Below are 14,000 nucleotides of genomic sequence, written 5' to 3' on the forward strand. Positions count from 1 at the left end.
CCCGCGCCGAGTATTACGCTGGGGCGCATGGGAGCACAGTCACCTGCCGCGTTAGGTGTTTCGTCGACCGACCCAACCAACTTCTCCATCCCCCCGAGCCATCCCGGCGTCACCGATCTGTTCGCGGTGCTCGCCTACGGTGAGATCTCCGCGTTCTACCGGCTGGCCGAGGAGGCGAAGCTGTCGCCGACCCTGCGGGGCAAGGTGGCGGTGGCGACGATGGCCGCGGCCGAGATGGAGCATTTCAAGATGCTCGAGTCCGCGCTGGCCGCGCGCGGCGCCGACATCTTCGACGCCATGGCGCCGTTCGTGCGGGCGCTGGATGCCTATCACGCGTCCACCGATCCCTCCACCTGGCTCGAGTCGATGGTGAAGTTCTACGTCGGTGACGGCATCGCCGCGGACTTCTACACCCAGATCGCCGGCGCGCTTGCTCCCGACGTCGCCGCGGTGGTGCGCGACGTGCTCGCCGAGACCCGGCACTCCGAATTCGTCATCGAGGAGGTGCGCCGGGCGGTCACCGAGAGCCGCTCCGAACGCGACCGCCTCACGCTGTGGGGCAGGCGGCTGCTCGGCGAGGCGATCACCCAGGCCCAATACGTCATGGCCCAGCGCGACGAGCTCACCGATCTGGTCCTCACCGCCACCGGCGATCTCAACGGCATCGCCTCGCTCTTCGAGCGGATGCAGAACAGTCACGCCGAACGCATGGCAGTCCTGGGCATCTGACGCGGGGGCTACTCGTTGACCGCGCGGTTGGTGGGCACCAGCCGCAGGCCGGGCGCGTGGGTGCTGGCGCGGTCGATCAGCCAGACGACGACGCTCTGGTCGCGATCGGTCTCCAGGGTCTCGAACGGTACCTCGACCAGTCCGTGCACCGGATGGTCGAGTTGGAGCGTGCCGGAGCTGGGAGCACCGACCCGATGCGGCTTCCAGCGGTCCGCGAAATCCGGGAGCCGGCGCAGTGTCTCGATCATCTCCAATAGTGAATCATCACTTGGCCGAAGGAGTTTGGCGCGGCAGAGTGCGGCGGTGAACGTGTCGGCGGCGTGCTCCCAATTGCGCAGGACCCGCCGCGCGGCGGGGTGCATGAAGGTGTACCAGGCCAGATTGGGCTGATCCGGGCCGTCCAGCAGGCCGAGCGGGGCGACGAAATCGGCCCACGCCTCGTTCCAGCCCAGCACGTTCAGCTTCCGGCCGACCACGAAGGCGGGAGTCGGCTGCAACGCGTGCAGGATCGTCTCGATCGTCGCGGCCACCTGCTCGGTGGATTCGCTACCCGGGCATTGGGCGCAGCGGGATTCATTGCCCGAGGCGAGTGCGAGCATGTTGAAGTACTGGCGGTCGTCGCCGCGCAGCAGCAGCGCGCTGGCCAGGGCGTCGATCACCGCGGCCGAAGGGTTGGTGTCGCGGCCCTGCTCCAGCCGGGCGAGGTAGTCGGCGCTGACGCCGGCGCGGACGGCGACCTCTTCACGACGCAGGCCCGGCGTCCTGCGCCGTCCGCCCTCGGGCATCCCGACGTCCGACGGTCGCAACTCGGCGCGCCGTGCAATGAGAAACTCCGCGAATCCGTTACGAGCCATGCGTCCCATCGTGCCCGGTCCTGGGACGCTTAGCCGCGCCCTGCCAGGTCCAGGATAACCGCGGTGTGGCTAACGGACCGTGGTCCGGTCATTGTCGGAGGTATGACATCTACTTCGGAATCCACCACCTCCACTCAGCTGAAAGCCGGTTCCTGGGCGCTGGACGCCGCGCACTCCACGGTCGCCTTCACCATTCGCCATCTCGGCATCTCGAAGGTGCGCGGCGGATTCAGCCGGTTCGAGACCGAGTTCGTGGTCGACGAGTCGGGCGCGGCCACCATCGGCGCGACGATCCACCTCGACTCCTTCGACACCGGAAATGCCGACCGGGACGCGCACGTCCGCGCCGCCGATTTCCTCGATGTCGCCAACCGTCCCACGCTGACCTTCCGCGCCACCAACCCGGTGGTCGTCGCGGAGACCTTCGAGGTCGAGGGCGAGGCCACCATCGGCACGATCACCAAGCCGGTCACTCTGGAGGTCGAGTGGGGCGGCGTGCAGGACTTCGGCCCGACCGGCGACCGGCATGCCGGCTTCTCCGCCACCGGCGCCATCAAGCGCACCGATTTCGGCGTCGGCGGCCCGTTGCCCGGCATGCTCAGCGACACCGTGAAGATCGAACTGGAAATCCAGCTCATCGAGCCGAAGGGTGACGCCTGATCTCGGCGGACAGAGCCGAAGTAAACGGCGCGCCGAGTCCCAACTAACCTGGGAATCGACAGCACAGGACTCTCAGGTTCGGAGGTTGGCCGTGGAGGTCAAGATCGGCATTTCGGATAGCCCGCGCGAGCTGGTGATCAACAGCGCGCAGACCCAGGAAGAGGTCGAGGCGCTGGTGTCCGGTGCGCTCGGCGGTGACGGCGGGGTCTTGTCGCTCGCCGATGAGAAGGGCCGCAAGTTCCTGATTCAGGCTTCGAAGGTCGCCTACGTGGAGATCGGCTCGCCCGCCAGCGGCCGCGTCGGTTTCGCCGCGGTCTGATCCCCGGCCTCCGGCCCGCACGCATCGAGCCCCTGCCCCCGATCGCTCGGGGACAGGGGCTCGTTCGTCTTTGCTCGTGCCCGCTCAGTCGATCGGGTGCAGCGGCACGTGCTTCAGGCCGCCCCACGCGAGCGAGACGGTGGTGTCCACCGCCTCCTCCTTCGGGATCGGCCGATCGGCCTCCAGCCAGTACCGCGCGGTGAACTGGCTCGCGCCGACCAGCCCGACGGCCAGGATGCGCGCGCGGTAGGGGTCGAGGCCCGAGTCGTGCGCCACCACGTCGAAGACCGCGTCCACGCATGCTTCGGTGGCTTGCTCGACCCGGCGCTGCACCTGCGGCTCGCTGGTCAGGTCGGACTCGAAGACCAAGCGGAAGCCCTGCATCTCGTTGTCCACGAAATCGAAGTAGGCCTGCACCGCCGCGCGCACGCGCTGCTTGTTGTCGGTGGTCGACCGCAGCGCCTGGCGCACGCTGGACACCAGCATGTCCACGTAGTTCTGCAGCACCGCCAGGTAGAGCTCCAGCTTGCTGGTGAAGTGCTGGTACAGCACCGGCTTGCTGACTCCGGCGCACTGCGAGATCTCGTCCATGCCCGCAGCGTGGTAGCCGCGCTGCACGAAGACTTCACTTGCCGCCGCGAGTAGCTGTTGACGTCTCTCGTCGCGCGGAAGCCGGGTACCGCGTTTGGCGGGTGCCAAGGCCTCGGACGACGATCTGCGGGACGTCATCCGGTCCACGAGGTCAGTCATTTCGGCTCTCCCAGTCGATTCCCCGGCAGAAGGGGTGTGCACCGGGTTATCCCAAGAACGATACCCGGTTGTCGCCAGCCCACAGATCGGGGCCGGAGAACTGATCCCACCCGGTGAGAATTGTCGCAGTCGGGAGTGCGGTGCCGGTCCTGTGAGACGCTGGTCGGCGTGATCGACCGACCGGAGAGCGAGTCCGCCGGGAGGCGTGGTGCGCGCGGCCCGGCTGGCTCCGGCGCGTCCGGTTCCGTAGGGTCGGATCCCATGGCGAGAACCTGGCCAGAGGCGCGATCGAACGCGGCGGCTCGAACCGGGGCGGCGAAGCGGTCCGGTGCGGGCGGTGGATCACCCGGACGCGCGGCACGGAAGCGGAAGCGCTCCACGGAAACTCCCGAATCACCTGTGCCACAGTTCGATTCGATCCCACCGCAGCGGGATCGGGACGGCGTCGAGATCTACGATCCGCTCGGCCTCTACCGCCAGAAGGGCGAGCGTTCCCACCAGCCGCTGCGCGCCCGTTGGGACCCCACCGCCCCCGACGAGAGCAGAGCCAGAACCCGTCCGGATCGGGACGCCAAGAAGCAAAGCGCGCTCGGCCGATTCGTCTCGACCTACGGCTGGCGGGCGTACGCCCTCCCGGTGCTGGTCGTGATCACCGTCCTGGTGGTCGTCGACGCGGTCCGCGCCACCGGCACCGGCAGTGTCACCGTGGCCCCCGCACCCGGCAGCCTCAGTCCGCGCACCGCGAGCGTGGGCATCATCGGCGCTCCGCCCGGGGACGGGCACTTTCCCACCGATCTGCCCACCGGGGCGCTGCCCGAAGGCGGCGCGTTCGCCGAGATCGGCGCGGGCACCTGGCGCGTGGTGGCTGGCGCCACCGCCCAGGTCGGCACCGGAACTCAGAATGTCTTCCGCTACAGCGTGGAGATCGAGGACGGTGTGGACACCTCCGCCTTGGGCGGTGACGCGGCCGTGGCCAAGATGATCGACTCCACCCTCGCCAATCCGAAGAGCTGGGCGCACGACCGCAAGTTCGCGTTCCTGCGGGTCGACCAGGGCGGGGTGGACTTCCGCATCTCGCTCACCTCGCGGGGATCCAGCCGCAAGGAATGCGGTTTCGACATTCCGATCGACACCTCCTGCTACAACGCCAGCAGCCGGCGGGTGGTGCTCTCCGAGGTTCGCTGGGTGCGTGGCGCGCTGGCGTTCGAGGGCGATATCGGGTCGTATCGGCAGTACCTGATCAACCATGAGGTCGGCCACGCCATCGGCTATCACCAGCACCAACCGTGCGAGACCGACGGCGGGCTGGCGCCGGTGATGATGCAGCAGACCTTCGGCACCAAGAACAACGACATCGCCGCCCTGGATCCGCACGGCGTCGTCCCGATGGACGGCAAGCGCTGCCGGTTCAACCCCTGGCCCTATCCGCGCGGCTAGCTGTGTCCGATCTACCGACAGGGCGGTTGTCGCCGCTGGTCGGCGATGCGCGACGATAGGCAGGGAAGAAGGGCCCGGTTGTCGGTGTTGCACAGTTGGGCGCCCGCGAAGGGGCGCCATACCGCCGTCCGATCGGCCAAGCGATTCGAGGAGTCCTGGACGTGTCATCACCCAAGTCCCTGCCGCCACTTGTCGAGCCGGCCGCGGAGCTGACCAGGGATGAGGTAGCCCGGTACAGCCGACACCTGATCATCCCGGATCTCGGCGTGGACGGGCAGAAGCGTCTGAAGAACGCCAAAGTGCTGGTGATCGGCGCGGGCGGCCTCGGCTCGCCGGCCCTGCTGTATCTGGCCGCCGCGGGCGTCGGCACGCTCGGCATCGTCGAGTTCGACGAGGTGGACGCCTCCAACCTGCAGCGCCAGATCATCCACGGTGAATCCGACATCGGCCGCTCGAAGGCCGACAGCGCGCGCGACTCCATCCTGGAGATCAACTCCGGTATCGATGTGCGGCTGCACAAGCTCCGGCTGGAACCCGAGAACGCGATCGAGTTGTTCCGCGAGTACGACTTGATCGTGGACGGCACCGACAACTTCGCCACCCGCTACTTGGTGAACGACGCCGCGGTGCTGGCGGGCAAGCCGTACGTGTGGGGCTCGATCTACCGGTTCGAGGGCCAGGTCTCGGTGTTCTGGGAGGACGCGCCGGATGGGCGCGGCATCAACTACCGCGACCTGTACCCCGAGGCCCCGCCGCCCGGCATGGTGCCGTCCTGCGCCGAGGGCGGTGTGCTCGGCGTGCTGTGCGCGTCGATCGGGTCGGTGATGGTGACCGAGGCGATCAAGCTGATCACCGGCATCGGCGAGCCCCTGCTGGGCAGGCTGATGGTGTACGACGCACTGGACATGAACTACCGGACGATCAAGCTGCGCCGCGACCCGGAGCGCCAGTCGATCACCGAGCTGATCGACTACGAGGCGTTCTGCGGCGTGGTGTCCGACGAGGGCCAGGCGGCCGCGGCCGGGTCCACCATCACCGCGCGCGAGCTCAAGGACTTGTTCGACGCGGGCAAGGAGATCGAGCTGATCGACGTGCGCGAGCCGGTCGAATGGGACATCGTGCACATCGAGGGCGCCAAGCTCATCCCGAAGGACCGCATCCTGTCCGGCGAGGCGCTGGCCGAGTTGCCGCAGAACCGCCCGATCGTGCTGCACTGCAAGACCGGCGTGCGCTCCGCCGAGGCACTGGCCGCCCTGAAGCGAGCGGGCTTCGCCGACGCCACCCACCTGCAAGGCGGCGTGATCGCCTGGGCCAACCAGATCGACAAGTCCCTGCCGGTGTACTAGCACCCGTTTCGGACCGGAGCGCACGGCGCGCCGCAAGCGCGCCAAATCAGACACGACGTACCGTACGGCCGTGACTTCTGTGGAACCTCCCGAGCACGTGCGCGCCACGTTCGGTCTGCGCGAAGTGACTCCGGTTTCCCTCGGCGACTGGGAAGGTGGCTGGCGCTGCGGGGACGTGGTGCTCAGTCCGGTCGCGGATCACGCGCGCGCGGCGTGGTCGGCGAAGGTGCGGGAGACGTTGCAGGTGGACGGGCTGCGGCTGGCCCGCCCGGTGCGCGCCACCGACGGCCGCTATGTCGTGTCCGGCTGGCGCGCGGACACCTATCTGGAGGGCGCACCGGAACCGCGGCACGACGAGGTGGTTTCGGTGTCGCTGCGGCTGCATCAGGCCACGGCGAAGTTGGAGCGGCCCCGGTTCCTATCGCAGCCGCCGGTCGTGCCCTGGGTGGACGTGGACGTGTTCGTCGCCGCGGACCGCGCCGCGTGGGAGGCGGTGCCGCTGCGCAGTTTGCGGGCGGGCGGCGGGCTGCTGTCGACTTCGCCGGACGGCCAGCGCAGCCTGGAACTCATCGGTCAGCTGGCCACGCTGCGCAAGCCGGTGCAGACGCCGGCGCAGCTGGTGCACGGCGACCTCTTCGGCACCGTGTTGTTCGCCGGTTCGCACACTCCCGGCCTCACCGACATCACCCCGTACTGGCGGCCGGTGCCGTGGGCGGCGGCGGTGGTCGTGGTCGACGCACTGGCTTGGGGCGGCGCGGACGACGGGTTGCTGGATCGCTGGACCGATCTTCCGGAGTGGCCGCAGATGTTGTTGCGCGCGGTGATGTTCCGGCTCGCGGTGCACGCGCTGCACCCGCGCTCCACGCCGCAGGCGTTTCCCGGTCTGGCCCGCACCGCCGACATGGTCCGGCTGACTCTCTGAGTTCGGAATATGCGCTGTTCGGAATGGCTTTCCGTACAGTGTTATAGAGAATCGCGCGGAGCCCGACGCGGTGGGTGGCCCCGTGATAAGTTTTCCGCAGTATCGCCGCCGTGAGTCTCCGCCGGGTAGGAGATCAGCGCGGTCCGCGACGAGGGGTGTGAGGACGGGGTAGGGTGAGAATTCAACCGCGGCAACAGATTCTGGATCTGTGGCGCTCCGCGCTATCCGTGTCCTGGGACGGTGTCACATGGCACTGGGGTGGCCGCATGGCCGCCAATTCGATCAGCGATTCCGAGCAATTGCTGTGCCTGCTGTATCCGGCGACCGAGATCGAAAGCCTCGCGCTGGATCGTCCCGACAGCATGGCCGACGACGTCGGTTCGGTCCTGTCGCCGTTCGGCGGCCAGACGAAGATCGGGACCGTCGTGATCACCTTGCTGGAGGACTACATCCTCCGCAATACCCACCGGGTGGGACCGGACGGCGAACCGGACAGTGACGGCGAACCGGACGGCGAGCCCATCTTCGCCGCGGGCAGCTACCTGCGCTCGGCCGACGAGCGCGAACCCACTGCGGCGCAGCGTGATATCGAGGTCGTCGACTCGTACTCCATGTCGCTGACGCTGTGTCTGGCCGGGCTGCGCTTCCTGCGGGTCTACGAGGGCTGGGTCCGCGCGGAGGGGCGCGCCAATCTCATCGACCGGATCGAGAAGCTCACCGGCAGGCTCAGTGCCCGCCTCACCGCCGCGATGACGGGTCTGGTCCGCAGTTTCGTGGTCAATACGGTGGAGCCGAAATCCGAGGCGGGACAAGTGATGCTGGGCATGCTCAATCAGAGCGATATGCCCCAGAAGGCGGTCGCCGAGGGCATCACACGCAGCCTGGAGCGGGTCCGCGCACGGCTGCGCAACGACATCACGCTCGGGCAGACGCCGGACACCGAGCTGGACGATGAGGAATTGCTGTTCGAATGCGGCTGGAGCTGGGGCCTGGTTCGCGACGCGGCTCCGGTCGGCTTCGTGGACGCCGCCATCGCCATGCAGCCCGGCATCGCCGATCCACGCCCCTACCTGTATTTCACCGTCATCGCGCTGGACGGCATCAACGACCTGATCTCCCAGCGCACCAGGGAACTGGACCTGCTCGACGAACAGCAGTACCGGCTGGCCGAGGCGCTGCGGATCCGCTGGGACCTCACCCAGCGTTATTGGTCGACGGTCGCCCGGTTCGGTTCCGATTCGTGGCCGCTGGAGGACATCCCGTGGCGCACCTCCGACGGCGAGGAGTCGGACTACTTCAGTCTGATCGTGTCCGCCGTGCTGATCCAGGATCTGATCAACCGCACCGCCTCCGATGACGACTTGACCAGAGCCGTGTCGATTTTCGACGAACTGGCCAGACGCGGCCGGATCATCCGCAGGACCACACGCGACGACCCCGCGGTGCATATGCACGCGCCCGGCGTGCGAATGTCCCTGCGAGGCACCGAAGCCGTCGACAATGGGCCGCTGTTGCAGTGGGAGGTCTCGGATTTCGCCGCTGTGCTGTTGAAGCGCCTGTTGCAGGCCGCCCGGCTCTCCAGCAATATCACCGCCCGCGACCGGCTGATGGATCTGGCCAAATCGACGATGGATCATCTGGAAGCGCGCATCATCACCTCCGGTAAGGCGGCCGGGCTCTGGGACGATCCCGCCGGAGTCTTCGGCAACGGCACGGCGCGGGAGACGCAGCCGTCCTGGTACATGACCGAGCGCGTGATCGAATGCCTGGTCAGCGCGGACCGCACGTTCCGCGAGCCACCGCTGACGTCCCCGGCGATGGTGGTGCGCGCGGTCGAACTGCTCAACGAGGCCGAGCACCTGCTCAACCAGGAGATGCTGAGCGTCAGCATCGACGACGTCTCGGAGAACCGGATCACCCTCGACCGGGTGGAGGAGAACCTCGAGCAAGCCAGGCAACTGGTCACCCGCAGGCAGGCGGGCACGGCGTTCGTGCTCGCCGCCGACGCGCTGCGCGAACTGCACAAACTGGCCTATGCCCGCATGGACGCGACAAGGGCCACGTAACCATGATCGTGTTCGCGACCTCCGACAAGGGCGGTACCGGACGCTCGGTGACCAGCTGCAATCTCGCCTACCGGCTGTGCCTGAGCGGGATGAGCGTGGCGTATCTCGATTTCGACTTCGGTTCGCCGACCGCGGGCGCCCTGTTCGAAATCGGTTCCGTGGAGCGGGGAACCCCCGATGGAGACGGACTGCACGAGTATCTGCTCGGGAAGAACGGCATCGCCAGGCAGATCGACGTGCGAGCCAAGACCGATCGCGTCGGCTTGCGCAAGATGCGGACCAGGACCGGACGGCTGGTCCTGTTCCCCGGTGACGAAGGCGGCGCGGAGTTCGACAGCATCAACGACGACGTGGTCCGCCGCTGCACGGAACTGTTCGTCGGCCTCGAACAGGAGTTCAAGGTCTGTTTCGTGGACTTGAGCGCGGGCCGCTCGCTGGCGATGGAGTTGGCGCTGCGCGCGACGGCGGCGCCACAACTGGCCTCGAAGACCGTGCGCTGGCTGGTCTTCCACCGCTGGACCCGCCAGCACATCCTCGCGGCCAGCGGACTGGTCCACGGTCCGCACGGGTTGCTGGAGACCGGCAACCACTGGAAGCACGACCCGCAGAAGCTGCTGGCGAACATTCGCTACGTGCGCACCGCGGTGCCACAAGTGAACGAGATGACCGGCGGCCCCGGCGCGGCGCAGGTCAAGTGGTTGCAGGAACAGAACGGGGCCTTGGTCACGTTGGCGGGCAAGAACCGGCTCGGCGCGACATCGCTGCTCGGCAAAACCCCGGTGGAGCCCGTGCTGCAATGGCGGGAACAGATCATCCTGGATGCCGACGTGGCCAACAGCATCGCCAACGAGGAGACCGCCGCCGCCTTCAACCAGCTTGCCGGTCGTCTCCTGCACGCCGCCACCTGGGAATAGATCCGAACTCGCCCACGCTTTCGCGAAAGCACGATCCCGGAAGGGTTGTCGATCAGCAGTGGATCACGTAGCAGGCTATAGCGAGGCGACCGAGCGTCCTCGGGTCGCCCAGGTCCCGTTGTCCCACCTGTCCATCGAGGTGGGCCACTTCTACATGAACGATCTCAGCAACGGTGCGGATCGTATCCGTGCGCAGTTCCGCAAGATCGCTCCGCTGATCCCCGCGTTCACCGCCGCGGCGCAGGCCGAGTTCGGGCCGCGGGCGCGGGTGAGCACCTGCTTCCTGATCGACGACTACTTCCGGCACGACACCGATCCGGGGGAGATCCTCGGCAGGCTGCTCGGCGCCGCGGCGGAGTGCGGCGTGACCATCGACTATCTGGCACGCGAGGCGGGATGCTTCGAGGCGCCATCCGCCGGTGATCGCCGTATCCCGTTGGCGGAGATGGTGGCCGCGCGCATCGTGGCCGAGCCGCCCGAGGGCTCGAACGGACGGCGCCCGCCCACCGCGGAGTCCGGCTGGCTGTGCAACGGGCGCAGGGCATCCGACGACGAGCCCGGCCAGGCCATGCACCGCCTGCCGTACGAGCCGCCGGAGGAGTTCGGCAGGCGCGAGCATTCGATCTTCCTCGACGTGCAGATGTGGAGCAAGCAGACCAAGAAGGTGAACGGGCGGGCCGAGGTGCACACCAAATGGTCGTGTCCCTTCCTCGCGTCGATCTGGCAGCTGCTGCGGCTCGGGATGCTGCGCTACGACGGCGAACCCATCGTCGACCCGCAGCTGTGGCGGCCGGAGGACGGCTGGCCGTCGCAGTGGTGGGAGATGCCCGCCGTCGTCAAACTCAACCCGCAGGCGAAACCGTTCGCCGCCTATCGGTCGCTGTCGCTGCTACCGCAGCGGTATCTGGGTATCGAACACGCGGTGCGGGTAATCCTGGATCACATCGATCTCGAGGAGGAAGTGGTCGAGCAGATCATCGATCGAGGTTTGGTCGAGGCTGTCCCGGTACCGCGCAAGGTGACCGAGCGGATGAGCCATTATCTGCTGGATGGGTCCTGACATGAGCGGAGCATCGCACTCCTGTTCCGGCGCCGACCAGCCCTCGCATGGCGAGCGGCTGCGCCGGTTGGCGGCCGTGGCCCGCGAGAGGCGTGACCACCGGTCGGTCCGGAGGCCGACGCTGGCCGGAAGGTCCCAGCGGGCGGTGCCCGGAACAGTCTCGGCGCCAGCGACTTCCGCGTCCGGGCCGCTGATTCTGCTCGGCGAGGTCCGCACCTGCCTGGTGCCGGACTCGACGGCGCTCGGACGCGACTTGCTGGAGGAACTGCTCGCGGTGATACCCGGCCGCCGGGTGCTGTGGCGTGAGCGTCCGACGACGCTGGCCACGTCGCCGACCTCCGCGGTCGGCGTCGATTGCCAGCTGGCCACCAAGCCGCGCGGCAGTGTGCGCGCGATCGGGACGGTGGCGACCAACGCGGTGGTAGTCGGCGGGCGGGTGCTGCAGAGTTCGGCGCACACCACGGTCGTCCCCGCCGAGGTGAAGCAGCGGCAGACCTGGTCGCACTACCTCACCCGGGTCGGGGTGACGGAGGTGGTCTCGAAGGTCACCGAGGCGACCAGCGGCGAGCTGGCCGACGGCTTCCTCGCCGCCGGTGAGCAGCCGGACGGCGTCCTGGATCTGGCCTCGATCAGTCAGCGATTGCTCGCCAAGATTCGGATGGACATGCGCCTGGACCAGCACGCGCCGATGCAGACACGGACGGCGCGGCTGCGCTGGGCAGCGCGGATCGCCGAGGTGCCCCGGCCGGTGCTGACGTTCCAGTTGCAGGACGAGCTGGTGCGCACGGTCCTGGTGACCGTGCGCGACGAGTCGGAACTCGCTGTGGCGCATCGCTTCTGCGAGGACCTCGCGCTGCACGACTGGCTGCTCACCGTTGCGGACACGGTGGTCGAGGAGGCCGACCTCTACCCGCCGTCCAGCGCGGAGTCGGCCGCACTCATCGCGCCGCTGCTGACGAACTTGGCGCACCTTTGGATGCCCGGCGCGCACGCGCCCGTGGCGCTGCGCGGCCTTTGGGAGCAACTGGATCGCGACCCCGGATTCACCCGGGAATGGTCGGCGCGAGTGGGTCAGCTGCGCGACCGGATGTCGGTGGCGACATTGGCCGCGATGCGCGCCTCCACGATCAACGCATCGGATTGAATTCCGGTCACAGCCGGAACCACCGCCTCACCAGCAGCGCGAAGAACACCGAGGTGGACACGATCCCGGCGTACGCCTCGATCATCAGCAGGGTTCGTCCGATCAGGCCGACCTGTTGCAGATCGCCGAGGCCCACCGGATTGAGGAAGTTGATCAGGCACATGTGCAGCGATGTGGTGATCGGAAGTGATGTGCTCAGCCACAGCGCGACGGTGAACACGAGTAGTTGCGCGGCGATGAAGCCGAGCAGGCGGAACGGCCGATAGCCATAGCCGCACAACAGGTCCGAGATCCAGCCGATGCTGCGGCGCCAGGCTGGATAGGTCGCCGACCTGCGCGCTCTGGCCAAGGCGAGACCGCACCGGTCCTGGGCGTCGACGTCCTCGTCGAGCGCGTACAGACCCGAGGCGCGCAGAAAGGCCATGGCCGCGTGCCCGGGGAGAAACGTCCTGGTCCGCCAGCCGGGCAGCGTAGCGGTGAGGAGGCGGTGGCCGAGTTCCTCGTAGATCTCGGCCAACCGGATGTTCTGGGTCCGGCTCAGGCTCAGCGGTCCGCGTAGCTCGACCTCCGCGGCCAGCAGCGCCATCAGCAGTTCGACGTGCGCGCGCTGGAGCACCTCGTCCATCGCGGTGTTGTCGTCGGCGGCGTCGTAGATATCGGTGAAGAGCAGGCTGTCACCACGATGCTTGACCTTCGTGTGATCGAAAGCGGTGACCACCTTTTCGACGTGATTGTGGAACGAATCCAGCAGCGGCTTCTCATCCGGCTGTCTGGTCCCGGCGCTCAACTCGTCCAGGTAGTCCGCGACTTCCTGGGCGTAGCCCGTGGCGTGCTGGTCGATCCAGATGTCGGGACTGTTCCCGAACTGCACGTGGGTGACCGGGTTCTCGTAGTCGGTCATGTGCCTTCCCTCCCCCGAAATCTCACGCCGCGCCATAGCGGCGTGATATCCACCATAGCAACGGAATTCGCTGGCGAGCGGTGCTCGAACGGCGGCGACAGTGTGCGAGACCGAGCCGCCGATGTGGCCACCACGTCCACGGCGAACAGTGTCGCGGTCTAGTCCGGAGCTGGATCGCGCTTGCGCCAGATTGCCGAGGACGGATCGGCGATCGGTGGTGCGCCCGGACGGTGCCGGATTCGCCGTACCAGGACGTCGCGCGGTTCACCCGCGCCGAAGTACCCTTCTTCGTGTCCGGTCCAGACGAATCCGGCCGTCTTGTACAGGTTCGAGGCCGGTTGATCGTTCGGCCGGACAGTGAGGAACACGTCGTCCACCCGGGCGACCCGGCAGCGGGCCAACGCGCCGTCCAGCAGCGCTCGTCCGTAGCCGCGGCCACGGCACTGCGGCGCGACCGCGAGCCCGATCACCCAAGCGCACCGCGACGATCCGAGCGCCACCATCGCATACCCGCCGATCGTGCCGTCGAGATCGACGACGAGCCAATGGTTTCCGTGTAAGTCGAAGAGTTGGCGCAGCGCGAAGTACGGGTACGCCAGTTCGCCGAACTCCGTCTGCTCCAGTGCGGAGATATCCGCGAGGTCACCCAGCGACGCCGACCGGAACACCGGATCCCCAACCCCATTCGCGATGTTCAAATGCCCACCCTCTGTCACCCCGCTGTGAGTCCGGCTTCCAGAGTAGTGCGCGGGCAGCCTTCATCGGGCCGAGACGGCCGAAAGCAGCGCTCGGCAATAGCCTTGGCAGGGAAGGGTTTCCGTTCGCCTCGACAGTCGGTCTGGATCGGGTGCATCTGAAAACGGACGAAATCGGATCGCGGATTTATTGCGAAGGTGTT

General features: G+C 67.6%; 14 protein-coding genes. 10 read left to right on the forward strand and 4 right to left on the reverse strand.

Annotated features, from left to right (window positions below):
* Positions 1 to 27: 27 nt before the first annotated feature.
* A complete protein-coding gene (locus ACWPXK_RS08990; RefSeq protein ID WP_454195597.1) occupies positions 28 to 729 on the forward strand; it encodes a ferritin-like fold-containing protein in 702 nt (233 codons plus the stop codon).
* 8 nt (positions 730 to 737) lie between these two features.
* Here ACWPXK_RS08990 and ACWPXK_RS08995 read toward each other — a convergent pair whose 3' ends face one another.
* Positions 738 to 1,583: a helix-turn-helix transcriptional regulator gene (locus tag ACWPXK_RS08995; RefSeq protein ID WP_454195598.1), complete on the reverse strand. Its 846-nt coding sequence runs from the start codon at positions 1,581 to 1,583 to the stop codon at positions 738 to 740.
* A 102-nt stretch (positions 1,584 to 1,685) separates the two neighbouring features.
* On the opposite strand from ACWPXK_RS08995, the gene ACWPXK_RS09000 reads away from it, so the two are divergent.
* Both ACWPXK_RS09000 and ACWPXK_RS09005 read left to right on the forward strand, forming a co-directional pair.
* Positions 1,686 to 2,243 carry a YceI family protein gene (locus tag ACWPXK_RS09000; protein ID WP_454195599.1) on the forward strand — a complete coding sequence of 186 codons (558 nt, stop codon included), beginning with the start codon at positions 1,686 to 1,688 and terminating at the stop codon, positions 2,241 to 2,243.
* Positions 2,244 to 2,334: 91 nt separating this feature from the next.
* A complete protein-coding gene (locus tag ACWPXK_RS09005) occupies positions 2,335 to 2,562 on the forward strand; it encodes a DUF3107 domain-containing protein (protein WP_040781779.1) in 228 nt (75 codons plus the stop codon).
* A gap of 84 nt (positions 2,563 to 2,646) precedes the next feature.
* Here the strand turns inward: ACWPXK_RS09005 and ACWPXK_RS09010 are convergent, their stop codons facing one another.
* Positions 2,647 to 3,312, reverse strand: coding sequence for a TetR/AcrR family transcriptional regulator (locus ACWPXK_RS09010; RefSeq protein WP_454195600.1), 666 nt, complete (start codon positions 3,310 to 3,312; stop codon positions 2,647 to 2,649).
* A gap of 399 nt (positions 3,313 to 3,711) precedes the next feature.
* Between ACWPXK_RS09010 and ACWPXK_RS09015 the strand changes: the two genes are divergently transcribed.
* From ACWPXK_RS09015 to ACWPXK_RS09045, 7 genes are all read left to right on the forward strand, one after another.
* On the forward strand, positions 3,712 to 4,749 hold the full coding sequence (locus ACWPXK_RS09015) for a DUF3152 domain-containing protein (protein ID WP_454195601.1): 1,038 nt from the start codon (positions 3,712 to 3,714) through the stop codon (positions 4,747 to 4,749).
* A gap of 161 nt (positions 4,750 to 4,910) precedes the next feature.
* Positions 4,911 to 6,095, forward strand: coding sequence for an adenylyltransferase/sulfurtransferase MoeZ (moeZ, locus tag ACWPXK_RS09020; RefSeq protein WP_454195602.1), 1,185 nt, complete (start codon positions 4,911 to 4,913; stop codon positions 6,093 to 6,095).
* A 70-nt stretch (positions 6,096 to 6,165) separates the two neighbouring features.
* Positions 6,166 to 7,017: a TIGR02569 family protein gene (locus tag ACWPXK_RS09025; RefSeq protein ID WP_454195603.1), complete on the forward strand. Its 852-nt coding sequence runs from the start codon at positions 6,166 to 6,168 to the stop codon at positions 7,015 to 7,017.
* 173 nt (positions 7,018 to 7,190) lie between these two features.
* Positions 7,191 to 9,083: an SCO2524 family protein gene (locus ACWPXK_RS09030; protein ID WP_454195604.1), complete on the forward strand. Its 1,893-nt coding sequence runs from the start codon at positions 7,191 to 7,193 to the stop codon at positions 9,081 to 9,083.
* A 2-nt stretch (positions 9,084 to 9,085) separates the two neighbouring features.
* Positions 9,086 to 9,997: an SCO2523 family variant P-loop protein gene (locus ACWPXK_RS09035; protein ID WP_454195605.1), complete on the forward strand. Its 912-nt coding sequence runs from the start codon at positions 9,086 to 9,088 to the stop codon at positions 9,995 to 9,997.
* 58 nt (positions 9,998 to 10,055) lie between these two features.
* Positions 10,056 to 11,057 carry an SCO2522 family protein gene (locus tag ACWPXK_RS09040; protein WP_454195606.1) on the forward strand — a complete coding sequence of 334 codons (1,002 nt, stop codon included), beginning with the start codon at positions 10,056 to 10,058 and terminating at the stop codon, positions 11,055 to 11,057.
* 145 nt (positions 11,058 to 11,202) lie between these two features.
* Complete coding sequence (locus ACWPXK_RS09045) at positions 11,203 to 12,201, forward strand: SCO2521 family protein (RefSeq protein ID WP_454195607.1); 999 nt, start codon at positions 11,203 to 11,205, stop codon at positions 12,199 to 12,201.
* A gap of 7 nt (positions 12,202 to 12,208) precedes the next feature.
* Here the strand turns inward: ACWPXK_RS09045 and ACWPXK_RS09050 are convergent, their stop codons facing one another.
* Both ACWPXK_RS09050 and ACWPXK_RS09055 read right to left on the reverse strand, forming a co-directional pair.
* Positions 12,209 to 13,102 carry a hypothetical protein gene (locus ACWPXK_RS09050; RefSeq protein ID WP_454195608.1) on the reverse strand — a complete coding sequence of 298 codons (894 nt, stop codon included), beginning with the start codon at positions 13,100 to 13,102 and terminating at the stop codon, positions 12,209 to 12,211.
* Between the two features lie 158 nt (positions 13,103 to 13,260).
* A complete protein-coding gene (locus ACWPXK_RS09055; protein WP_454195609.1) occupies positions 13,261 to 13,800 on the reverse strand; it encodes a GNAT family N-acetyltransferase in 540 nt (179 codons plus the stop codon).
* Between the last annotated feature and the right edge of the window lie 200 nt (positions 13,801 to 14,000).

This window comes from Nocardia sp. Marseille-Q1738 (assembly GCF_965283145.1).

What these genes read in the sequence shown, in the direction of transcription:
- ACWPXK_RS09010 (WP_454195600.1), bottom strand. Translation starts at nt 3,312, where the DNA reads ATGACTGACCTCGTGGACCGGATGACGTCCCGCAGATCGTCGTCCGAG.
- ACWPXK_RS08995 (WP_454195598.1), bottom strand. Translation starts at nt 1,583, where the DNA reads ATGGCTCGTAACGGATTCGCGGAGTTTCTCATTGCACGGCGCGCCGAG.
- ACWPXK_RS09000 (WP_454195599.1), top strand. Translation starts at nt 1,686, where the DNA reads ATGACATCTACTTCGGAATCCACCACCTCCACTCAGCTGAAAGCCGGT.
- ACWPXK_RS09050 (WP_454195608.1), bottom strand. Translation starts at nt 13,102, where the DNA reads ATGACCGACTACGAGAACCCGGTCACCCACGTGCAGTTCGGGAACAGT.
- ACWPXK_RS08990 (WP_454195597.1), top strand. Translation starts at nt 28, where the DNA reads ATGGGAGCACAGTCACCTGCCGCGTTAGGTGTTTCGTCGACCGACCCA.
- ACWPXK_RS09035 (WP_454195605.1), top strand. Translation starts at nt 9,086, where the DNA reads ATGATCGTGTTCGCGACCTCCGACAAGGGCGGTACCGGACGCTCGGTG.